The 22,807-nt window shown below is 76.2% G+C and carries 12 protein-coding genes and 2 pseudogenes; 7 read left to right on the top strand and 7 right to left on the bottom strand.

Annotated features, from left to right (window positions below; translation table 11 throughout):
* Positions 1 to 1,126 (bottom strand): type VII secretion protein EccB (eccB, locus tag AB0G13_RS27065; protein ID WP_357879856.1); only part of this gene is annotated, 1,126 nt, incomplete at its 3' end.
* 226 nt (positions 1,127 to 1,352) lie between these two features.
* Between eccB and AB0G13_RS27060 the strand changes: the two genes are divergently transcribed.
* From AB0G13_RS27060 to AB0G13_RS27045, 4 genes and pseudogenes are all read left to right on the top strand, one after another.
* Positions 1,353 to 1,622, top strand: a complete 270-nt coding sequence (locus AB0G13_RS27060) for a metal-sensitive transcriptional regulator (RefSeq protein WP_089000744.1) — start codon at positions 1,353 to 1,355, stop codon at positions 1,620 to 1,622.
* Between the two features lie 136 nt (positions 1,623 to 1,758).
* Positions 1,759 to 3,162, top strand: coding sequence for an MBL fold metallo-hydrolase (locus AB0G13_RS27055; RefSeq protein ID WP_357879853.1), 1,404 nt, complete (start codon positions 1,759 to 1,761; stop codon positions 3,160 to 3,162).
* 167 nt (positions 3,163 to 3,329) lie between these two features.
* A pseudogene (locus tag AB0G13_RS27050) lies at positions 3,330 to 3,437 on the top strand (sulfurtransferase); the annotation flags it as partial.
* Between the two features lie 50 nt (positions 3,438 to 3,487).
* Positions 3,488 to 4,369 carry a sulfite exporter TauE/SafE family protein gene (locus tag AB0G13_RS27045; RefSeq protein WP_357879850.1) on the top strand — a complete coding sequence of 294 codons (882 nt, stop codon included), beginning with the start codon at positions 3,488 to 3,490 and terminating at the stop codon, positions 4,367 to 4,369.
* 46 nt (positions 4,370 to 4,415) lie between these two features.
* Here the strand turns inward: AB0G13_RS27045 and AB0G13_RS27040 are convergent, their stop codons facing one another.
* Positions 4,416 to 5,420: a zinc-binding dehydrogenase gene (locus AB0G13_RS27040; RefSeq protein ID WP_357879859.1), complete on the bottom strand. Its 1,005-nt coding sequence runs from the start codon at positions 5,418 to 5,420 to the stop codon at positions 4,416 to 4,418.
* A gap of 132 nt (positions 5,421 to 5,552) precedes the next feature.
* Here AB0G13_RS27040 and AB0G13_RS27035 point away from each other — a divergent pair, with 132 nt between their 5' ends.
* From AB0G13_RS27035 to AB0G13_RS27025, 3 genes and pseudogenes are all read left to right on the top strand, one after another.
* Positions 5,553 to 6,266, top strand: coding sequence for a spermidine synthase (locus AB0G13_RS27035; RefSeq protein WP_357879847.1), 714 nt, complete (start codon positions 5,553 to 5,555; stop codon positions 6,264 to 6,266).
* 138 nt (positions 6,267 to 6,404) lie between these two features.
* Positions 6,405 to 6,581 carry a hypothetical protein gene (locus tag AB0G13_RS27030; protein ID WP_199729289.1) on the top strand — a complete coding sequence of 59 codons (177 nt, stop codon included), beginning with the start codon at positions 6,405 to 6,407 and terminating at the stop codon, positions 6,579 to 6,581.
* Positions 6,582 to 6,680: 99 nt separating this feature from the next.
* Positions 6,681 to 6,982, top strand: a pseudogene (locus tag AB0G13_RS27025) (long-chain fatty acid--CoA ligase); the annotation flags it as partial.
* A gap of 164 nt (positions 6,983 to 7,146) precedes the next feature.
* On the opposite strand, the gene AB0G13_RS27020 reads toward AB0G13_RS27025, so the two are convergent.
* From AB0G13_RS27020 to AB0G13_RS27000, 5 genes are all read right to left on the bottom strand, one after another.
* A complete protein-coding gene (locus AB0G13_RS27020; RefSeq protein WP_357879844.1) occupies positions 7,147 to 8,964 on the bottom strand; it encodes an acyl-CoA dehydrogenase in 1,818 nt (605 codons plus the stop codon).
* A 207-nt stretch (positions 8,965 to 9,171) separates the two neighbouring features.
* Positions 9,172 to 21,015, bottom strand: coding sequence for an amino acid adenylation domain-containing protein (locus AB0G13_RS27015; RefSeq protein WP_357879841.1), 11,844 nt, complete (start codon positions 21,013 to 21,015; stop codon positions 9,172 to 9,174).
* Positions 21,008 to 21,352, bottom strand: a complete 345-nt coding sequence (locus AB0G13_RS27010; RefSeq protein WP_357879838.1) for a phosphopantetheine-binding protein — start codon at positions 21,350 to 21,352, stop codon at positions 21,008 to 21,010. Before AB0G13_RS27010 ends, AB0G13_RS27015 begins: the two co-directional genes overlap by 8 nt.
* On the bottom strand, positions 21,349 to 22,170 hold the full coding sequence (locus AB0G13_RS27005) for a hypothetical protein (RefSeq protein ID WP_357879835.1): 822 nt from the start codon (positions 22,168 to 22,170) through the stop codon (positions 21,349 to 21,351). The genes AB0G13_RS27010 and AB0G13_RS27005 overlap by 4 nt, the downstream gene beginning before the upstream one ends.
* Positions 22,106 to 22,807: hypothetical protein (locus tag AB0G13_RS27000; RefSeq protein WP_357879832.1), on the bottom strand; the 702-nt coding region annotated here is incomplete at its 5' end. The genes AB0G13_RS27005 and AB0G13_RS27000, both read right to left, overlap by 65 nt.

The raw sequence follows: 22,807 nt of genomic DNA, 5'->3' as shown, positions 1-22,807 counted from the left end.
CCCCGCCCCCGGCCGCCGGGGCGGTGCGGGGCGCGGCGGCGAGGTCGGGCAGCCGTACGCCGAGCCGGACCTCCGTGACGCCGCCGTCGTCGCCCACCCGGGCACAGAGCCCCGCCCCGTCGGGGGCGGCCAACCGGGGCGGCCCGGTCGGCGGGGCGGTGGGGCCCGTCGGGGCCAGGTCGGGCAGCTTGGGCAGCGCCGCGAACCGCCCGAGCGTGATCGGCTCCGGTTCGCCCTGGCCCGTGCGGGCGAGCAGCAGGCCGGCCTGCAACTCGGTGATGCCGGCCAGGCCATCCCGCAGCGCGACGGCGTACTGCCGGCCGCCGCCGGAGTTGCGCACCAGGTAGACGTCGCCGATGCGCGCCCCGGACACCCGCGCGGAGCGTTCCCCCTGGGCCGGCAGCGCCAGCGGGGCGAGGTCGGCGCCGACGGGGAGGCTGTTGAGCAGGGCCGGGGCCACCGGGACCGCCCGGGCCCGGGTGGCCGCCAGGGCGGCCAGCACCCGGTTGGGATCGCGCAGCAGGTAGCGGCGCTGGTGCCAGACCAGGTGCAGCCCGCCGTCGGGGTGGCGCAGCAGCAGCGCGTCCTCGCCCAGGGCCCGGCCCCCGCCCGTGGTCACGCCGATCAGCAGCGCCGAGCGGGGCACCGACCGGTCGGCCTCGGCGGCGACGGAGCAGACCGTCCACGGCGCGGTGGAGAGGCGGCCCCTGGCGGGCAGCGAGTCGGGGGCGTCGGCGATGCCCAGCGGCAGCCCGCGCGGCACCCCGTCGATGGCGCGACGGGAGACGAGCACCGTCTTCGGCCGGTCCGCGCCGATGATCAGCAGGGCCGACGCGTAGTTGAGCACCGGGTGCAGCTTCTCCTCCCGGTAGACGAACCGGGCGCCGGACTCCTTCTCCACGATCACCGCGCCCGGGTCGCGCCACGTGCTGCCGCCGCCGGTGAAGAGGCCGTAGAGGGCGAATCCGCCCAGGCCGATGGCCGCGACCAGCACGCTGGCCAGGGCGGCGCCGGCCAGCCGCCGGAACGGCGACTGCGCCGGGTCGGTCTCCCGCATCACCAGGGCGGCGACGGCCCGCTGGACGGTGAACTGGTACGAGTGCAGTTGGTCCTGCCGCGACGGCATCGCATCCCTTCCGGTGGGCGGTCGGGGCACAGGATAAGCGTTGCGTCGATGCCCCGAGGACCCTGCGTCGCGGCGACCGCCCCGCGGTGCCGGGATTCCCGGCGGGACGCCCCGGCGGTGCGGGCCAGGATCACCACGCGGACGCGCCCGCCTCCCGTCTGAGGAGATAGCATGGGCACGTACGGGTACCCCCCGGGGTATGCCGAAGAGGACGAGGAGTTGCGCGGTGAAGCTTCGACCGGAGATGACCAGCGAGGCGCTGACCCGCCTGAAGCGGGCCCGGGGCCAGCTCAACGCGGTGATCGAGATGATGGAGACCGGCCAGGACTGCCGCGAGGCGCTGACCCAGCTCGCGGCGGTGTCGAAGGCGATCGACCGGGCCGGGTTCAAGATCATTGCCTCCGGCATGCGGCACTGCACCGCCGCCCGCGAGCGGGGGGACTCCCCGGAGATGACCGAGGAGGAGCTGGAGAAGCTCTTCCTCGCCCTCGCCTGATCGCCACCCGACGAAACGCACCGCACACGTTGCGTGACAGCGGCGTGCACGGGTAGACAGATGGCACACGTCGACACACCCGACGTGTGCCCGCCGCATACCCCCGGGGGTATCTGATCCCACAAGGAGCACGGCAATGGCAGTTGAGGTGTCCGTCATCGCGACGTCCTCGCTCGGCGACCGCAGCTACCTGGCCACCGACGGCAGGGTGGCGGTCGTGGTCGACCCCCAGCGCGACATCGACCGGATCCTGTACCTCGCGGGCGAGAAGGGCGTACGCGTCACGCACGTGGTGGAGACCCACATCCACAACGACTACGTCTCCGGCGGCCTGGAACTGGCCCGGCTGACCGGCGCCCGCTACCTCGTCGGCGCCGACGACGAGGTCGGGTTCGACCGGACGCCCCTCGCCGACGGCGACACGGTGCCCGTCTCCGACGCGCTGCGGCTGCGGGTGCTCGCCACGCCGGGGCACACCTTCCACCACCTGTCGTACGTGCTCGACGAGGCCGACGACGCCGGCTGGCGCCCGGTCGGCGTGTTCACCGGCGGCTCACTGCTCTTCGGCACCACCGGCCGCACCGACCTGCTCGGCGAGCAGCACGCCCACGAACTCGCCCACCACCAGCACGCCTCGGCCAGGCGCCTGGCCGCCCTGCTGCCCGACGGCGCCGAGGTGTGGCCCACCCACGGCTTCGGCAGCTTCTGCTCGGCCGGCCAGTCCGACGCGCCCGAGTCGACCATCGGCCGGGAGAAGCGGGCCAACCCCGTGCTGCGGCTGGCCGCCGACGAGTTCGTCACCGAGACCCTCGCCGGGCTGGACGCCTACCCGGCGTACTACGCCCACATGGGCGTGGCGAACCTCGCCGGTCCGGCACCGGTGGACCTCACCCCCGTCGCCCGCGCCGACGCCGCCGGGCTACGGGAGCGGATCGCCGACGGCCAGTGGGTCGTCGACCTGCGCCACCGCAAGGCGTACGCCACGTCGCACCTGGCGGGCACGGTCGCCCTCGGGCTCGACGGCCCGATGTCGACCTGGCTCGGCTGGCTCATCGACTGGGGCGCACCGCTCACCCTGCTGGCGGAGACCGAAGAACAGGTCGCCGACGCCCAGCGCGAACTGGTCCGCATCGGCATCGACCGCCCGGCCGCCCGGGCCACCGGCGACCCCGGGCAGTGGGCCGCCGAGCCGGGGCAGCTCCGCGAGCTGCGGATGGCCGACTTCCCCGCGCTGGCCGCCGCCCGCGCCGGCGACACCCCGGCGGGGCTGCCCGCCCCGGACGTCGTGCTCGACGTCCGGATGACCAACGAGTGGACCGATCGCCACGTCGAGGGCGCCGTGCACATCCCCCTGCCCGACCTGCCCGGACGCCTCGCCGAGGTGCCCGCCGGCGCCGTCTGGGTGCACTGCGGCTCCGGGTACCGGGCGACCGCCGCCGCGTCGCTGCTGGCCAACGCGGGCCGCGAGGTCGTCGTCATCGACGACAGGTTCGGCCGGGCCGGGGCCGCCGGGGTCGCCATGAGCCGCGGCGACGCCTGACCGACCCGCTCCACCGGCCGCCGCCGGCGGCCCGACCCCCGTACGCGCCGGACCGCCACCGATCGTCCGCACGGCGACGCGCGCTCGCAGCCGCCCCACCGCTCCGATCGACGGCGGTCCGGCCGATCCTGCCCACCCCCGGGCGGTTCCTCCCTGAAAGAGGAGAGATGGACACTTCACCGAACGCTCGCCCCGCCACCCTCGACGCCACCACGCTGCGCGAGCCGATCGACTCCGGCCGCGCTCCCCGTATGCTGGACGTGCGCACCCCCGCGGCAGCCGTCGTCAGTCGACTGGGGGACCACGCGACGACCAGGCCGCTGCCGTGACCGGCGGCCTCGCGCTGACCGTCACGCTGGCCGTCCTCATCGGGGTGAGCCTCGGCCTGCTCGGCGGCGGCGGGTCCATCCTCGCCGTGCCGCTGCTGGTCTACGTCGCCGACCTGCCGGCCCGGGAGGCGATCGCCACCTCGCTGCTCGTCGTCGGGGTGACCAGCGCCGTCGGCGCGCTACCGCACGCCCGGGCGGGCCGGGTCCGGTGGCGCACCGGCCTGCTCTTCGGGGTCGCGGGCATGGCCGGCGCGTACGCCGGAGGTCGTCTCGCCGCGTTCGTCCCGGCCGCGGTCCTGCTCGCCGGCTTCGCCCTCATGATGCTCGCCACCGCGACGGCCATGCTGCGCGGCCGGCGCGACGACGCGCGCCGCAGACGGCACCAGCTGCCGATGCCGCGGGTGCTCCTCGACGGCGTCGTGGTCGGCCTGGTCACCGGGCTCGTCGGCGCCGGCGGCGGGTTCCTGGTGGTGCCCGCGCTCGCGCTGCTCGGCGGCCTGCCGATGCCGGTCGCGGTCGGCACCTCGCTGGTGGTCATCGCGATGAAGTCGTTCGCGGGGCTGGCCGGCTACCTGTCCACCGTCGACATCGACCCGGGCCTGGCCACCGCCGTGACCGCCGCCGCCGTGGTCGGCAGCCTGGCCGGCGGCCGGCTGGCCGGGCGCGTCCGGGAGGACGTGCTGCGCCGCGCGTTCGGCTGGTCCGTGGCGGCGATGGGCGTGTTCGTCCTGGCCGGGCAACTGCCCGCGCACCTGCGGACCGACCCCCTGCTGTGGGCCCTCGCAGCGGCGACGGCGGCGACGGCGGTCACGGTCGCCGGGGTGCGGCGCCGCCGCCGTCGTCCGGACCGGCCGGGCCCGACGACCGCCCGGCCGTGAACACTCCCCCGCCCGCGAGGACTGGCGCGCCGACGGACCGGACCGCTCAGGGGCGCAGGATCAGCCGGATCGGGTTGCCCTGCTTGGTGTGCACCCGCCGCACCGCCTCCTCCGCGTCGGCCAGCGGCAGCACGTCGCTGATCGACGCCGACAGGTCGAGCCGGCCCTGCCGGGCGAGGGACACCAACTGCTCGACGTGCTCGGCCTCCGAGCCGTAGTGGCCCAGCACCGCCTGCTGGAAGTAGTTGAACGGGCTGTCCGACGCGATCGTCACCGGCTGGTTGGCGATCCCCGCGAGCACCAGCCGGCCCCGGCGGCCGAGCACGGTCAACGCCTGCTCGCGGACGGCGGTCACCCCGGCGAAGTCGAACGCCACGTCGAGCCCCCGCCCGCCCGTCAACTCCAGCACGGCATCGCGGAACGCGGTGTCGGCCGGGTCGAGCACCGCGTCGGCCCCCAGGGCCGCCGCCCGGTCCCGCGCCGCCGCCAGCGGCTCCACCGCGATCACCGGGGCCGCACCGACCAGGCGCAGCAGTTGCACGGCGTGCGCGCCCAGGCCGCCCACGCCCCACACCCCGACCGCCTCGCCGGGGCGGGTCCGCGCGGTGTCCGTCACCGCCGCCCAGGGGGTGGAGACCGCGTCGGGAATGATGCAGGCCTGCTCGAAGGGCAGGTCGTCCGGGATCGGCACCACCGTGTCCGCGCTGGCGACGACGTACTCGGCCCAACCGCCGTCGTAGTCCACGCCCCGGGTCAGCACGGTGCCGCGCCGGTCCCGCTCCCCCGCCTGGAGCAGCACCCGCTGGCCGGGCTGCCAGCCCTCGACGTCGTCGCCGAACGCGTCGACCACCCCGGCGACCTCGTGCCCCAGCGTCACCACGTCGCCGGGCAGGTACAGCGGCGTGAGGGTGCCGTCGATCAGGTGCACGTCGGACAGGCAGACCCCCGCCGCCTCGACCCGGATCCGCACCTGCCCGGCCTGCGGCTCGGGCACCGGCACCGACTCCATCCGTAGCGCCCGTTCCGTCAGGTGCAGCCGTCCGGCCAGCATGTCCGCCACCGCGCGCCTCCTGCCCGGCCCCCGGTCGGGTGGCCCTCGACAGGCACGCATACCCGGCCGGGCGGGAGGAATGCGCGTGCCGGCCGCCGGGGCCCGGGACACCGGCGGGTAGCATCCGGGCCCGTGGGCGTGCGATTCGAGGAACTGGCCTGGCGGGAGACCCCGATCGGCCTCATCAGCCTGCGCCGGCGTCGCGACCCGTCGCTCGACGTCGAGGTGTACGAGGTCAAGCTCGACGACGAGTTCCTGATGTCCAGCCTCTTCCCCGTCGCGGAGATCGAGCTGGCCCGGCTGGGCCTGGCTCCTTTGTCCGGGCAGGGGCTCGACGTGGTCGTCGGCGGCCTCGGCCTCGGCTACACCGCCCGCACCGCGCTCTCCGACGACCGGGTCGGCTCGCTGCTGGTGGTGGAGGCGATCGAGGACGTCATCGACTGGCACCGCCGAGGGCTGCTGCCCTTCGCCGCCGGGCTGGCCGCCGACCCGCGTACCCGGTTCGTGCGGGCCGACTTCTTCGCCGCGGTGGCCGACGGCACCGGCTTCGACCCGCAGGAGCCGGGGCGGCGGTTCCACGCCGTGCTGCTCGACGTGGACCACTCGCCGCGCAACGTGCTGCACCCCGGCCACGCCCCCTTCTACACCCCCGACGGCCTGCGCCGGCTCGCCGCCCACCTGCACCCGGACGGGGTGTTCGCCCTCTGGTCGGACGACCCGCCCGATGCCGACTTCGAGGCGGTCCTCACCGCCGTGTTCCGCACCGCGCGGACGCACGTCGTCCCGTTCGCCAACCCGCTGACCGGCGGGCAGTCGGCCAACACGGTCTACGTCGCCCAGCGCTGACGCGGCCCTGCGGCCCGTCGGGCCCCGGGCCCCGGGCCCCGGCCCCGAGCCTCGGGGTCACGGCGGCATGGCCCGGGACGGACCGGGAAGTCGGGCCCGGAGGCCGCGCCGCTGCGGCCGGAGCCACGGGAGGTGGACATGCGGAGCATGCTCTGGGTCGTCGGCGTCATCGCCGGCGCGCTCGTCCTGCTCGGGCTGCTGCTGGAGGCGGTCCGCTGGCTGGTGATCATCGGCGCGGTGGCGCTGGCCGTGGTCGTCGTCCTGGCGGTGGTCAAGGGACGGCAGGCGATGCGCCATTCCGCCGGGCACCGCTGACGTCGAGGGCGGCGGCCAGTTCCTCGTCGTAGGTCGCGATCGGACGCCCGTCGGCCGCATAGGCGACCAGCCAGCCGTGGGCCATGGTCGCCGACCGGAACCGGCGGGTTCAACGTCTACCCGTCGGAGGTGGAGGACGCGCTGCGCCGCGTCCCCGGCGTCCGCGACGCCGCGGTGGTCGGCCTGCCCGGCGCGCACGGCGGCGAGGAGGTGGTGGGGCGGTCGTCCTGGACGAGGGCGCCGAGCCGCCTGACGAGGCGGACGTCCGGGCGGCGTGCCGGCGACACCTGGCCGGGTACAAGGTGCCCCGCCGCGTGGTCGTCGTCGAGGACCTGCCCCGCTCCCCGAGCGGCAAGGTCCTGCGCCGCGAGGTCCGCGACCGGCTGCTCGCCGCCGGCTGAGAGCACCGGGCGTCGACCCGGTCGGCCGAGGCCGGCGAGGGCCCGGGCCAGGTCGCCCGGCCGGCCCGTCAACCGACGGGTGAGCCGGCCGCGCTGAGCATGTTCGGCCGGCGCGACGGCGACCCCGACGCCAGGGGACGCCGACGCCGGGCGGCGGGGGGGGGTCAGAACCAGTCGTCGCGCATCTCCAGCGTGGTCCGGTCGAGGCTGTCCAGCAGGTCGAACTGGGGACCGGTGCGGGGCAGTTCGTGCCGGAAGAAGTACCGGGCGGCCTGCCGCTTGCCGGCGTACAGGTCGGCGTCCGGGCCGTCGCCGGGGCCGCCGGCCGCCTCGACGACGAGAAGCTGCTCCAGCCACATCCAGGCGACCGCCACGTGGCCGACCGCCTCCAGGTAGACGCTCGCGTTGGCCAGCGCCACCTCGGGGTCGCCGGTGCTCCACAGCCGCCGGGTGACCAGGGCGACCCGGTCGAGGGCGGCGCCGAGCGAGGCGGCCAGCTCGGCGGCCTCGCCCCCGGCCTTCCACGCGCGGGTGGTCGTGGCCCGGACCGTCTCCACCAGCAGCGCCAGCCCCGCCCCACCGCGCATGGTGACCTTGCGCCCCAGCAGGTCCAGCGCCTGGATGCCGTGGGTGCCCTCGTGGATCGGGTTGAGCCGGTTGTCCCGCCAGTGCTGCTCGACGTCATAGTCCCGGGTGTAGCCGGAGCCGCCGTGCACCTGGATGGCCAGGTCGTTGGCGGCCAGGCACCACTGCGACGGCCAGCTCTTCGCGATCGGGGTGAGCACGTCGAGCAGCAGGCGCGCCCGCTCCTGGTCCGCCGTCTCCGGCGCGGTCTTCTCCTCGTCGAGCAGCCGACCGCAGTAGAGGACCAGCGCCAGGGCGCCTTCCACGTAGCTCTTCTGCGCCAGCAGCATCCGGCGCACGTCCGGGTGGGCGACGATGGGCACCTGCGGCGCGGCCGGATCCTTGTCGGCCAGCGGGCGGCCCTGTGGCCGCTGCCGGGCGTACGCCAGGGACTTCAGGTAGCCGGTGTAGCCGAGGGCGGTGGCGCCGGCGCCCACCCCGACGCGCGCCTCGTTCATCATGTGGAACATCTGCGCCAGGCCCTGGTGCGGCTCGCCGACCAGGTAGCCGACCGCGCCGGGGCGTCCGCCGGGCCGGTGCACGCCTTCGCCGAAGTTGAGCAGCGTGTTGGTGGTGCCGCGGTAGCCCATCTTGTGGTTGAGGCCGACCAGCACGACGTCGTTGCGGGCACCGAGCGCGCCGTCGTCGGCCAGCAGCACCTTCGGGACGATGAACAGCGAGATCCCCTTGACCCCGGGCGGGCCGCCGGGAATCCGGGCGAGCACCAGGTGGACGATGTTCTCCGCCAGCTCGTGGTCGCCGCCGGAGATCCACATCTTGGTGCCGTGCAGCCGGTACGTCCCGTCGTCCTGCGGCTCGGCGCGGGTGGTGATGTCGGCCAGCGAGCTGCCGGCCTGCGGCTCGGACAGACACATCGTGCCGAAGAAGCGCCCCTGCACCATCGGCCGGACCCAGGTGTCGATCTGCTCGGGGCTGCCGTGCGCGAGCAGCAGGTTGGCGTTGCCGAGGGTCAGCAGCGGGTACGCCGAGGTGCCGACGTTGGCGGCCTGGAGCCAGGCGAAGCAGGCGGCCCGTACGACGTGCGGAAGCTGCATGCCGCCGACCGACGCGTCCATGCCGGCGCCCAGCAGCCCGGTCTCGGCGAAGACGTCGAGGGCCTGCTTGACCTGCGGGATGGTGTGCACCCGGCGGCCGTCGAAGGTGGGCTCGGCGAGGTCGGCGGCCCGGTTGTGCGGGGCGAACCGCTCGGTGGCCACCCGTTCGGCGAGTTCCAGCACCGCGTCGAAGGTCTCCCGGGAGTGCTCGGCGTAGCGGGGCCGCTCGGTCAGCCGGGTCACCTCCAGCCAGTCGTGCAGCAGGAAGCGCAGGTCGCGACGGGAGAGCAGAGTGGACGACACGGGTCTCCTTCCGTCCGCGGGCGCGCCGCTGGCCGCGCGCCCCGGCGATGTCCTCGCGCAGGTCATCCTGACCGATCCGGCCGGCGACGCGCAGCACCCTGGCCCGCGTGCCGCGTGCCGCGCGACGCGCTCGCCGTACGCGTGCCGGGACCGGACCGTGCCCGTCCGCCGCCCGGGGTGCGGGCGGCGGACGCGGAGGGGCGCCGGTCAGCGGGTGCCCGTCAGCTCGGCCAGCCGGCGGTCGGCGAGTTCCTGGATGCGGTCCTTGTCGGTGACGATCACCGTGCCCGGGTCGGCGTCCGGCAGTTCGTCCTCCAGCCGCCGGATCGGCCGGTACGCCCACCCGGCGGCGGCGAGCGCCAGGGTGCACAGCCCGGCGACGACGGCGGTGAGCGCGATCCCCCGCCCGGGCCCGTGCCCGATCACCGCGCCGAGTGTCCCGGCGACGCCGTCGCCGGAGGCCATCAGCGGCTCGAAGACCCGCTCGGCCAGCGGGGCGGCGGTGAGGAACCCGGCGGGCACCATCAGCCAGGAGAGCATCAGCGTGGTGGAGAGCACCCGGCCCTGCAACTCCAGCCCCACCTTGGCCTGCACGATGGCCAGCCAGTGCGTGTTGACAAGCGCCGCGGCGAGCCCCAGCCCGAACAGGCCCACCGCCGGGAAGACCGGGTCCGGACGCAGCCCGACCATCAGCATCGCGACGCCGAGCAGCACCACGCCGGTCAGGATGCCGGTGGTCCGCCGGGCCGTGCCGCCCCACACGCCCATCAGGATGCTGCCGAACAGCAACCCGGCGCCGCTGGCGGCGAGCACCACGCCGAGCACGGAGGGGTCGCCGAAGGAGAGGATCAGCGGGGTGGCCAGCACCTCGACGACGGCGAAGAAGTAGTTGAGCAGCGCGGTCAGGACGATCATCGCGAGCAGGCCGTGCCGGCGGGCGATGAACCGCCAGCCGCCGAGGACCTCCTGCCCGAACGACTCCTCCCGCTTCTTGAACAGGGTGTCGGGGAAACGTACGGCGAGGGTGATGCCGACCGCGACGGCGAAGCTGACCAGGTCGATCAGGACGATGCCGCGCAGCCCGATCGCGACCACCAGCGCGCCGCCGACCAGCGGGGCGAGCACGGTGCTGGTCGCGGTGCCCAGCGAGATGAGGCCGTTGGCCCGGCCGTAGTACCGCTTCGGCACCAGCTGGGTCACCGCCGCCAGGTACGCCGGTTGCTGGAACGCGGTGGCCAGCGCGCTGACCGTGAGCGCCGCGAAGACGTGCCAGAGCTGCGCCCGGCCGGTCCAGAGCAGCACCGCCAGCACAACGGTGCCGCAGGCGGCGAAGGAATCGGCGCACACCATGATGAGCCGGCGGTCCCAACGGTCGGCCAGCGCGCCGGCGATCGGCGAGAGGACCACCGCCGGCAGCAGCGCCAGCACCGACGCCAGCGCGAACCAGGAGATCGAGCCGGTGCGCTGGTAGACCCACAGCGACAGGGCGAACCCGGTCAGCCCCGTGCCGATCAGCGACACGAGCTGCCCGAACGCGACCAGGAAGAACGTGGTCAGCCCGGAGCGGGCCGGTGGAACCGGCGCGGGGGCGGTCGTCCGGGGTACGCGGGGGCGGGGTGGCGCGGCGGACGACCCGGTCCCGGCCGCCGGGCCGGCCGTTCGGGGCGGCGGCGCACCGCCCGACGCCCGGGACGGCCCGGCCGAGGCCGCCACCTCGCCGGCGACCCCCTCCGCGACGGCCGGCCCGACAACGACCGGATCGGCGAGGGCCGGTTCTGCGACGGCCGGCTCCGGCGGGTCGGCCAGGATGATGTCGGCCAGCTCGGTGGCCTGGTGCTTCTGGAAGTAGTGGCCCGCGCCCTCGATGGTGCGCAGGCAGACCGAGTCGGAGAAGTACCGCCACTCCAGGTAGCGCTCCTCGTACAGCTCGGTGGCCCGGTCGCCGGTGCCCACCACGCAGACGATCGGGGCCGCCAGCCGCCGGGGCAGCCCCTCGGCGTAGACGTCGGTGTAGTAGTCCTCGCCGACCCGGGTGTCGGCCAGGAAGACCCCCATCAGGAAGTCCTTCTCCCGCTCGTCGAGCACGTCCGTGAAGAAGCCCATGGCCCGCAGGAAGTCCAGCGCGTGCCGCTTGGAGGTCCAGCGTTCCATCGGGAAGGCGCGGCGGAACCAGCGGGCGAACCGGCCCGGCAGCCGGGGCGCCGGGAAGTGCCCGCCGACGACCACCCGGAGCAGGTCCACCCCGGCCGCCTCCAGCCGCCGGCCCAGCTCGACGGCGGTGGCGCCGCCCATGCAGTGGCCGTAGACCAGCACCGGCCCGGAGATCCCGGCGGTCACCTCGGCCACGCACCGCTCGACCAGCTCGTCCATGCCCAGCGGCGGCTCGTCGGGCCGGTTCAGGTCGTGCCCGGGGCGTTGCAGGGCGTAGAGCGCGACGTGCTCGGGCATCGCGGCGGCCAGCGACTGGTAGGTCACCGCGCCGGCCCCGGCGAACGGCACGCAGAGAACCGTCACCGCCGGCGCGGTCGCCCGGGGTGGGGTCAGCTCGTGCAGCAGCCGGTCCGGGGCACCCGACGCGTCGCCGGCGTGCCCGGTGAGGCCCCGGATCGTCGGGTGGCGGAACAGGTCCAGCACGCTGATCGGCGGTTCGATGCCGCTGAGAGCCCGGATCGCGGTGAACGAGTCCCCGCCGAGGTCGAAGAAGTCGTCGTCGATGCCGACCCGGTCGTAGCCGAGCACCTGCGCCCAGCGCTCGGCGAGGGCGACCTGCAACGGGGTGGTCGGCTCGGCGCCGCCGTCGCCGGCCCGGGAGCCGCCGCGTTCGGGGGCCGGCAACGCCCGGCGGTCGACCTTGCCGTTGTCCGTCAGCGGCAGGGCGTCCAGCGGCACGTACGTCGTGGGGACCATGTAGTCGGGCAGCCAGTCGCGCAGGAACGCCCGCCACCGGCCGGCCCCCTCGTCCGGCTCGTCGGGGCGCGGCGCGAGGTACGCGACCAGGGCCGGCTCGCCGTCCACGTCGCGGACCACGACGGCTGCCTCCCGCACCGCCGGGTGCCGTTGCAGGGCCGCCTCGATCTCGCCCAGCTCGATGCGGAAGCCGCGCACCTTCACCTGCGAGTCGCTGCGGCCGAGGCACTCGACGGTGCCGTCGGGACGCCAACGGGCCAGGTCGCCGGTGCGGTAGAGCCGCGCGCCCGGCCGGTCGGCGTACGGGTCGGGCCGGAACCGGTCGGCGGTCAGCGCCGGCTGGTCCAGGTAGTCGCGGGCCACCCCGGCGCCGCCGAGCCAGAGTTCCCCGACCACGCCGACGGGCACCGGCCGCAGCGCCTCGTCGAGCACGTACGCCCGCAGGTTGGCGATCGGCCGGCCGATGGTGATCTCGGGCCCGTCGGGCGCGACCCGGGCCACCGTGGCCCAGATGGTGGCCTCGGTCGGCCCGTACATGTTCCACAGCTCGCCGACCCGGACGGCCAGGTCGCGGGCCAGCGCCAGGGGCAGGGCCTCGCCACCGCAGAGCGCCTTCAGCCCCGGCATCCCGGCCCAGCCGGAGGCGATCAACAGCCGCCAGGTGGCCGGGGTGGCCTGCATGACGGTGGCCCCCTCGGTCCGCAGCAGCGCGGCCAGCCCGGCGGCGTCGTAGCCGACGTCCCGGCCGGCGATCACCACCCGGGCGCCGACCACCAACGGCAGGAACAACTCCAGCACGGAGATGTCGAAGGCGTAGGTGGTCAGCGCGACCAGGGTGTCGTCGGCGGTCAGGCCCGGTGCGTGCCGCATCGCGGTGAGCAGGTTGACCACCGAGGCGTGACTGACCCGGACCCCCTTGGGCCGGCCGGTGGAGCCGGAGGTGTAGAGCACGTACGCCAGGTGCGCGGGCGTGGTGACCGGCTCGGGGTCGGCGGCGCACTCGACGGCCAGGGACGGGTCGTCGACGCGCAGCACCGGGCCGGCGAAGTCCGCGAACCGGTCGGCGAGCCCCGGCTCGGTGACCAGCACCGCCGAGCGGCTGTGCTCCAGCACCCAGCGCTGCCGGTCGAGCGGGTACGACGGGTCCAGCGGCACGTACGCGCCACCGGACTTCAGCACGCCGAGCAGCGCCACCAGCAGGTCGGCCGAGCGTTCCAGGGAGACCGCCACCGTCACGTCCGGCCCGACGCCGATCCGGCGCAGCCTTCGGGCCAGCCGGTTGGCGCGCACGTTCAGCTCCGCGTAGCTGAGGGTGCGGCCCGCGAAGGTGACCGCGGGGCGGTCCGGGGTGTGGGCCACCTGCTCCTCGACCAGCCGGGCCAGCCCGGTGGCCGGCGCCGGCGCGTCCGTGGCGTTCCACTCCCCCAACTGCCGGTGCCGCTCGGCGGGGGTGAGGATCTCCACGTCGGCGAGCCGGCCGTCCGGGTCGGCCACGAACGCGGTCAGCAGCGTCTCCAGGTGGGTCAGCATCCGCTCGGCGGTCGCCGGGTCGAACAGCGCGGTGTTGTACTCCAGGCAGCAGAGCAGCCCGTCCGGCCGGTCGTAGGCGTACAGGGCGAGGTCGACCTGGGCGGTGCCGGGCTCGACGGTGAGCTGCTCCACCCGCAGGCCGGTCATGGCCAGGTCCTGCTCGGGCAGGTTGAGCAGGTTCACCATCACCTGGAACAGGGCGTTGCGGCTGAGGTCCCGGGGCACGTCGAGGGCGTCGACCACCCGCTCGAACGGCGTCTCCTGGTGGTCGTACGCGGCCAGCGCGGTGCGGCGCGTCTCGTCGAGCAGCCGGGCGACGCTCCAGTCGCCGTCCAGCGTGGTGCGCAGCACGATGCTGTTGAGGAAGAAGCCGACCATCGGCTCCAGCTCGGCGCGGACGCGGCCGGCCACCGGGGAGCCGACGTAGATGTCGCGCTGCCCGGTGTAGCGGAACAGCAGCGCCTGCACGGCGGCGAGCACCGTCATGTAGAGGGTGGCGCCGTGGCGCTGACCGAGGTCACGGACCCGCTCCGTCAGCGCGGGCGGCAGGGTCAGCCGGGCCACCGCCCCGTCGAAGGTCTGCACCGGCGGCCGTGGCCGGTCGGTGGGCAGCTCCAGGGCGCCCGTCACGCCGGCCAGCCGCTCGGTCCAGTACGCCAGGTCGGCGGAGTCGGCGGCGGCCCGCTCCCGCTGCCAGCGGGCGTAGTCGGCGTACTGCACCGGCAGCTCGGGCAGGGGCGACGGCGCGCCGGCGGCGAAGGCGTCGTAGAGGGCCCCCAGGTCGGCCCGGAGCACCCCGAGCGACCAGCCGTCGGAGACGATGTGGTGCATCGCGAGGCAGAGCACGTGCCGCCCCGGCCCGGAGCGGAACAGCACCGGCCGGAACAGCGGCCCCCGTTCCAGGTCGTACGGCCGGCGGCCCTCGGCGACCAGGGCGGCGCGCTCCCGCTCGGCGAGTTCCTCGTCGTCGGGGGCGTCGGCGGCCAGCTCGACCACCGTCAGGTCGACCGGCGCGGCGGGCAGCACCACCTGCACCGGGTCGCCGCCGTCGGGGCCCGGGCGGAACACGGTGCGCAGTACCTCGTGCCGGCGCACCAGCTCGGTCAGCGCGTCGGCGAGCACGTCGACCCGCAGGTCGCCGTGCAGCCGGAGGGCGGTGAGCACCGCGTACGCGACCTGGTCGTGCACCTGCTCCAGGAACCACAGCCGGCGCTGGCCGGAGGAGACCGGGGCGGGTCCCGGCTCGGTGGCGTGTGGGATCGGCGGCACCGCCGGCGCGGGATCGGCGGGCAGGGCGGCGGCCACCCCGGCGACGGTCGGCCGGGCGAACACCGCCTCGATCGGCAGCGCCACCCCGAGCCGGGCGCGCACCCGGGCGACGACCTGGGTGGCGAGCAGCGAGTGCCCGCCGAGGGCGAAGAAGTTGTCGTGCGCCCCGATCGGCGCGACGCCGAGCAGGTCCGACCAGATCTCCGCCACCGCCCGTTCGGCGGGGTCCCGGGGCGCGAGGTAGGCGGTGGGCAGCGCCGGCCGGTTGCCCTCCACCACGACGTCCGCGTCGGAGGGCGTGGCGGGCGCCTCGGCCGGAAGCGTGGGCAGGGCCGGGCGCGGGGCGGTCACGCTGCGCTCGACCCAGTGCCGCTGCCGCTCGAACGGGTAGGTGGGCAGCTCCACCCGCCGGCGCGGCCCGGCGTGGAAGGCCGACCAGTCGACGCGTACGCCGGCGAGCCAGAGCCGGGCCACGGCGTCGAGCGCGACGCGGTGGTCGTCGGCGTCGGCGCGGACGTGGCGCATCACCTGCACCACGCGGTCGGGCCGCGCGCCGCTCTGGCGCAGCAGCCCGCCGAGGGTGTGCCCAGGGCCGACCTCGGCGACGACCAGGTCCCGGTCGGCCAGCAGGGCGGCGCAGTCGGCGAACCGGACCGTGCCGCGCAGGTGCCGCACCCAGTACTCCGGGTCGGTGACCTGTCCGGGCGTCACCGGGGCGCCGGTGACGTTCGACAGGAACGTCGTCGTCGGCTCGGCGTAGGCGACCTGCCGGGCCTCGGCGCGGAAGTCGTCGAGGACCGGGTCGAGCAGCGCGGAGTGGAAGGCGCGGTCGGCGTGCAGCGGCCGGGTCTCGACCCCGTCCCGGTCGAGCCGCCCGCGCAGGGCGGCGACGGCGTCGGGCGGGCCGGACACGACGCACAGGCCGGGCGCGTTGACGGCGGCGAGGTCAAGGTCGTCGCAGATCAGAGCGCCGACCTCAGGCTCGGGCAGGGAGACGGCGAGCATCGCGCCCGGCGCGGTCGACTGGGCGAGCCGGCTGCGGGCGCGGACCAGCCGCAGCGCGTCCTCGACGGAGAAGACCCCGGCGAGGCACGCGGCGACGTACTCGCCGAGGCTGTGCCCGGCCACCGTGTCGGGGCGTAGGCCCCGGTCGACCAGCAGCCGGGCCAGCGCGTACTCGGTGACGAAGAGCGCCGGCTGGTTGATCCGGGGTTCGGCCAGCAGACGCTCGGCCTCGGCCCGGTCGGCGGGCGCGGGGTCGAGCACGACCCGCAGGTCCACCCCGAGCGGCTCGCGCAGCAGCTCGGCGCAGTGGTCCACGACGGCCCGGTAGCCGGGTTCGGCCCGGTACAGGCCGGCGCCCATGCCGACGTGCTGCGCGCCGTGGCCGGGGAAGACGAAGGCCAGCCCGGCGGCGCCCTCGGTCGCGGCGGTGAGCAGCCGCGCCGGGTCGCCGAGCGCGTCGCGGGCGTCGGCCGGGTCGGCGCAGACGACGGCCCGCCGGTGCGCCATCTGCCGCCGCCGGCCCAGGCCCGCGGCCACGTCCGCCAGCCGCAGCGCGGGGTACGCGTCCAGGTGCGCGCGCAGCGCGTCCGTGGCCCGGTCCAGCGCGGCGGGCGTACGCGCGGAGAGCACCAGCAGATGCGGGCCGGCCGGCGGCTCGGCGACCTTGGGCGCGACGGCGGCCGGCGGGGCCTCCTCCAGCACGACGTGGGCGTTCGTGCCGCCCATCCCGAAGGAGCTCACGCCGGCCCGGCGCGGTCCCTCGTCGCCGAGCCACGGCCGCGCCCGGGTCGGCAGGTGGAACGGGCTGGCGGCGAAGTCGATCGCCGGGTTGGGCCGGCGCAGGTTGACCACCGGCGGCAGGGTGCGGTGCCGCAGCGCCAGCACGGTCTTGATCAGGCCGGCGACCCCGGCCGCGGCGTCGGTGTGCCCGATGGCGGCCTTGACCGAGCCGAGCGCGCAGAATCCCGTGTCGGGGGTGCCGCGGCGGAACGCCTCGGTGAGCGCAGCGACCTCGATCGGGTCGCCGAGGCTGGTGCCGGTGCCGTGCGCCTCGACGTAGCCGACCGTGCGCGGCTCCACCCCGGCCACCGCGAGGGCCCGGGCGACCACCTCGGCCTGGCCGGCGACGCCCGGGGCCGAGTAGCCGGCGCGGCGGGCGCCGTCGTTGTTCACCGCCGAGCCGCGGATCACCGCGTGCACCAGGTCGCCGTCGGCGAGCGCGTCGGCGAGCCGGCGCAGCACGACGATGCCGACCCCGCTGGAGGCGATGGTGCCGCGGGCGTCGGCGTCGAACGGGCGGCAGTGCCCGTCCGGTGAGAAGATCCCGCCGTCGTGGTGGAGGTAGCCCTGCCGCTGGGCGGGGAAGACGCTCACCCCGCCGGCCAGCGCCAGGTCGCACTCCCCGGCGAGCAGGCTCTGCCGGGCCATGTGCACCGCGACCAGGGAGGTGGAGCAGGCGGTGCCGACGCTGACGCTCGGCCCGGTCAGGTTCAGCTTGTACGACGCGCGGGTGGCCAGGAAGTCCTTGTCGTTGCTCAGCGCGAGCTGGTACTCCCCCAGCGCCCGGATCTCCTCCGGCGCGTCCCGCAGGTGCTCCGACAGGTAGCTGGCCCGGCCGGAGCCGGCGAAGAGGCCGATCTGTCCCGGGTACGCCTCGGGGTCGTGGCCGGCGCGTTCGAGAGCCTCCCAGGCGCACTCCAGCAGCAGCCGGTGCTGTGGGTCGAGCACCTGCGCCTCGCGCGGGGTGAAGCCGAAGAACTCGGCGTCGAACCGGTCCACGTCGGGCAGCTCGGTGCCCCGCCGCACGTACGCCGGGTCGCCGAGCAGCGCCGGGTCCGCCCCGTCGGCGAGCAGTTCCTCGGTGCGGAACTCGCGGACGGCCTCCACGCCGTCGCGGACCAGCCGCCAGAACTCCTCCGGGGTGCGGGCGCCCGGGAATCGGCAGGCCATGCCGACCACCGCGATCGCGTCCGCCGGCACCCCGGTGCGTGCCGCCGCCGGTGCCGCGCGCGGCGCCGGGACGGCCGGCGGCGCGGCGGCCCCGGCCAGGAACCGGGCCAGCGCGGAGACGGTGGTGTGCCGGAACAGGTCGGTCACGGTGAGCACCGGGCCGAGCCGCTCGACCAGCAGCCGGTGCACCGCGAGCAGCCGCAGCGAGTGCCCGCCCAGGTCGAAGAAGTTGTCCCGGGCGCCGACCCGGTCGACGCCGAGCACCTTCCGCCACACCTCGGCGACCAGCCGCTCGGCCGCGGCGACGTCGCCGACCGGCGGGGCGACGGGCGCGGCCGGCCGCTCCGCCGGAGGTTCCGGCGCGCCGCCCGGGGACGCCCCGTGCGCGGCCTCGGTCGGCGTAGGCGCCGGCAGCGCGGCCGGGTCGAGCTTGCCGTTGCCGGTCAGCGGCAGCGCGTCGACGCCGACGAACGCGGCCGGCACCAGGTGTTCGGGCAGCTCGGCCCGCAGACCGGCGCGCAGCGCCGCCGGTTCCGTCCCGCCGGTGAGGTAGGCGACCAGCCGGGGGTCGTCGGGGTCGTCGCGGCGCAGCACGACGGCGACGTCGGCGTCCGGCCGGAGCCGGCGCAGGGCCGCCTCCACCTCGCCGGGCTCGATCCGGTAGCCGCGCAGCTTGACCTGCCCGTCGGCGCGGCCCAGGAACTCCAGGACGCCGTCGGGGCGCCACCGGACCAGGTCGCCGGTGCGGTAGAGCCGCCGCCCGCCCTCGGCCGCGAACGGGTCGGGCACGAACCGCTCGGCGGTGAGGCCGGGCCGGTTCAGGTAGCCGCGGGCGACCCCCGCGCCGCCGACGTACAGCTCCCCGGTGACGCCGACGGGGACCGGGTCGAGCCGGTCGTCCAGCACGTACAGGGTGGTGTTGGCGATCGGTCGGCCGATCGGCACCGAGCCGGTCCGCCCGGTGTCGGGGCCAACCTCGTACACGGCGCAGCCGACCACGGTCTCGGTCGGGCCGTACTCGTTGACCAGGCGGGTGCCGGGGGCGTGGTCCTGCCACAGCGCCACCTGGTCGGCGCGCAGGTTCTCCCCGCCGATGACGAACGCCCGGGTCCGGCCCGCCGCCCCGGTCGCGCCGACCTGCCGGTTGACGATCTCCAACTGGGCCGGGGTGATCTTGACCAGCCCGTACGGCGTCCGTCGCCCGCCCAGCGCCTCGCCGAGCCCCTCCGGCCCGAGGTCGTCGGGGAGCAGCCGGACGGCCGCGCCGGCGGCCAGCGGCGCCAGCAGGCTGGTCACCGTGAGGTCGAAGCCGATCGAGGAGTGCACCGGCACCTCGTCGCCCGGGCCCAGCCGGTACGCGGCACCGGCCCAGCGCAGGTAGTTCACCACGCCCCGGTGGGTCACCATCACGCCCTTGGGCCGGCCCGTCGAGCCGGAGGTGTAGATGACGTAGGCGAGGTCGTCCGGGCCGGTCGGCACGGTTACCGGGGACGTCCCGGTGGGCGGTGCCGGGTCCAGGTCGACCTCGACCGGTCGAGCCGAGCCGGCCGGGAGCCGGTGCCGCAGCGCGGCCGAGGTGAGCACCACCGGCGCGCCGGTGTCGGCCAGGACGTACCCCAGCCGGGCCGGCGGGTGGGTCGGGTCCAGCGGCACGTACGCGGCGCCGCTCCGCAGCACCGCGAGGAGCGCCACCGGCAGCGCGGCGGACCGCTCCAGCAGGACGCCGACGAGGTCGCCGACGCCGACCCCCCGCTCGCGCAGGACCGCCGCCAGCGCGTCGGCGCGGGCGTCGAGTTCGCCGTAGCTCAGGGTGCGCGCGTCGTCGGCGACCGCCGGGGCGTCGGGCAGTTGCCGGGCCCACCGGGTGACCAGCGCGTGGACGCCCTCCCCCGGCGGCGCGGGGGTGGCGGTGTCGTTCCAGTCGACCAGCATCCGCCGCCGGTCCTCGGCGGTGAGCAGCCGGGCGTCGCGGACCCGGACGTCGGGGTCGGCGAGCAGGTCGGCCAGCAGGGTACGGAAGTGCCCGGCGAGCCGCGCCACGGCCGCCGCGTCGAACAGGTCGGTGCGGTACTCCACCACGGCGTTGAGCCCGCCCGCGCCGGGGCGGACGGCCACGGTGAGGTCGAACTTGGCGGTGCGGCTGGGCACGTCGACGCAGGCCACGTCGATCCCGGGCAGCCGCAGCGGCGCGGGGGCGTCGGCGTGCACGAACATCACCTGAAACAGCGGGCTGTGCCCGGCGTGCCGGGCCGGACGCACCGCCTCGACCACGCTCTCGAAGGGCAGTTCCTGCCGCTCCTGGGCGGCCAGCACCTCGGCCCGGACCCGGCCCACGCAGGTGGCGAAGGTCGGGTCGTCGGTCAGATCGGTCCGGATCACCACGGTGTTGACGAACAGGCCGACCAGCGACTCGGTCTCCGGGTGGTTCCGGTTGGCCACCGGCGTGCCGACGGGCACGTCGTACCGGCCGGTCCACCGGGCCAGCAGCACCTGGAAGGCGGTGAGCAGCAGCAGGTACGGGGTGACGTTGAGACGCCGGCACAGCGCCCGCAGCGCGTCGGGCGCCACGTCCAGCGGGAACACGGCCGTGGCGCCGGCGTTCGACGGCGCGGCCGGCCGGGGGCCGGGGGTGGGCAGCTCTAGCACCGGCGGCGCGCCGTCGAGGCGGTCGCGCCACCAGCGCCGCTGCGCCTCGGCCTCCGGGCCGGCCAGCCAGCGCCGCTGCCAGTCGGCGTAGTCGGCGTACGTGACGGGCAGCGCCGGCAGCCGTACGGGCCGACCGGCCAGCCGGGCGGCGTATCCCTCGGAGAGCTCGTCGGCGACGATCCGCAGCGACCACTCGTCCACGGCCGCGTGGTGCGCGGTCAGCACCAGCACGTGGTCGGTGTCGGCGAGGCGCAGCAGGCGGGCCCGCAGCACCGGGCCGCGGCCCAGGTCGACCGGGGTGGCCGCCTCGGCGGCGAGGCGGGCGACCAACTCGTCCTCCCCGGCGGACGCGGCCAGGCCGGTCAGGTCCACCACGGTCAGCAGGCCGGTCGGCGGCGCGGCGACCACGGGCACCACCCGGTCCCCGTCGACGGTCAGCGCGGTGCGCAGCGGCTCGTGCCGGGCGACCAGCGCGTCCACCGCCGCGCTCAGGGCGGGCAGGTCGAGCGGGCCGCGCAGCCGCCACGCCACCGGCGCCAGGTAGGCCGGGTCGTCCGGGTCGGCCTGCCCCAGGTACCACATCTGGCGTTGCCCGGCGGAGGCGACGGGACCGGCGGCCCCGCCGCCCGGGATGATCGCGTCCGCGCCGGCCAGGGTGGCCGCGTCGTCGCCGGTGGGGGCGGCGCGCCGGGCGCGCAGGGCGGCCAGGAGCGCGGCCTGGCGCGGGGAGAGCACGTCAGTCATCGAGGCGCCCGAGCATCGTCTCGGCCTCGGCGTCCGAGCAGGCCAGCACGCTGAGGTAGAGCGCGGCGGCCTCGTCCACCCCGGGACCGTGCTCGGCGCGCAGCGCGGCGGTGAACTCGCCCAGGGTGGGGTGCTCGAAGACGGCGGACAGCGGCACCCGCACGTCCAGGGCGGCGCGCAGCCGGGCCGCCATCCGGGCGGCGACCAGCGAGTCGCCGCCGAGCTGGAAGAAGTTGTCTTCCGCCGTCACGTGGTCGGCCGAGAGCGCACCGCGCCAGGCGTCCGCCACCACCTCCGCGACCGGATCGCCCCCGGCGCGCGGCCCGTCCGTCGTCATCGCGTCCCCCCGTCGTCCACGCCGGCGGCAGTGGTGCCGGCTTCCATCCCTAAATCGAAGATCCGCACCCGCAGCAGGTCGATGGCCTCCTCGTCGTCGGCGGCCTCGTGAACCGGGAACGGCACCGGGACCGGGCCGGTGCCGGCGGCGTCCAGCAGGAACCAGAGCCAGGCCAGGTACCGTCCGGCGATCTCGTCGACCGCCGTCCCCGCCTCGACCGGGTCGAACCCGTGGTCCGTGACGAAGGCGCGGGCGAGCCGGGTCAGCTCGTCGCGCAGCCTGTCCACGGTGGCCGCCGGGTCGGCGAGCAGCGGCGTCGGGTCGGCCGGCGCGGGCTCACCGGTGAGCTTGCGGTGCAGCAGCGCGTACTCGCGGCGGACGGTCTCCTCGTCGGGCACGGTCGCGGCGACCAGGACCAGGGTCGGTGCTGGCCCGCCGGCGTCGGCGAGGGCGCGGACCAGGTGGTGGGCGAAGACCGCCGCGCTGCAGTAGCCGACGACGGTCACCGGGCCGGCGTCGGCGGGGCGCAGCCGGAGGAACTCCGCCGCGCAGGCGTCCGCCAGGGCACGGTGGCCGGGCAGCCCCGGGTGCAGCTCCAGAGTCGTCACCGGGTCCAGCCGCCAGATCTCGTGCTGGACGTCCGGCCCGGTGTGGAGCGGGCCGGGCAGGTCGCCGCCCGAGCCCGCCGCTCCGGCGGCCTCGGCCGCCGCAAGCGCCGCGGCGAGGCCCGGGCCGGCGGAGTCGCCGGCGAACTCAACCGTCAGCAGACACCCGAACCGCCCCTCGCTGACCTGCCGCAACGCGATCGTCCGTGCCATCGGGGTCTCCTTGTGCGTACGCGTCGAGCTGGTCGGTGACGGCGGCGGCGAGCGCCGCCGCGGTGTCGGGGGTGAGCGCCCGCCCGTCGGCCTCGACGAGGACGGACAGCGACCCGCCCGGATGCTGCCGCAGGGTCAGGCAGATCGGAAAGCGGTTGGCGGTGCGTGCCAGCTCCCGTCGCCGCCAGGTAACCGGGCCGGTGACCAACTCCGGCTCCTCCACCGAGTCGAGGTAGCAGGTCGGGTACGCGCCGGGCGGCGCGCCGGTGCCGCGCTGCACCTCGCGGGCCACCTCGCGGAACGGGACCTGCTCGGCCACCGCCCGCCGCAGCTCCGCGCGGACCCGGCTCAGGGTGTCGGCCCAGGGGGCGCGCAGGTCCGCGCAGGGCAGCAGCACGGTGTTGACCGCGTACCCGGAGACGTCGAACTCGTCGGCGGCCCGGCGGGTGGTGGTGGCGCAGCCGACGACCACCGCGTCCCGGTCGAGCAGCGTGCCGAGTGCCCGCGCGTACGCGGCGGCGGCCAGTTCGGTGACGGTGCCGTCGCCGGCGCGGGTCAGCGCGCGGGCCGTGGCGCGCACCGGGCGGGTAACCACGGTCCGGCCGGTGCCGCCGGGCACCGGGGCCGGCTCGGCGAT

It is taken from the genome of Micromonospora sp. NPDC023633, from assembly GCF_040640035.1.
Classification (GTDB): Bacteria; Actinomycetota; Actinomycetes; order Mycobacteriales; family Micromonosporaceae; genus Micromonospora.
The sequence above is the reverse complement of the archived record's forward strand: the minus strand, read 5'-3'. Positions and strand labels throughout refer to the sequence as shown.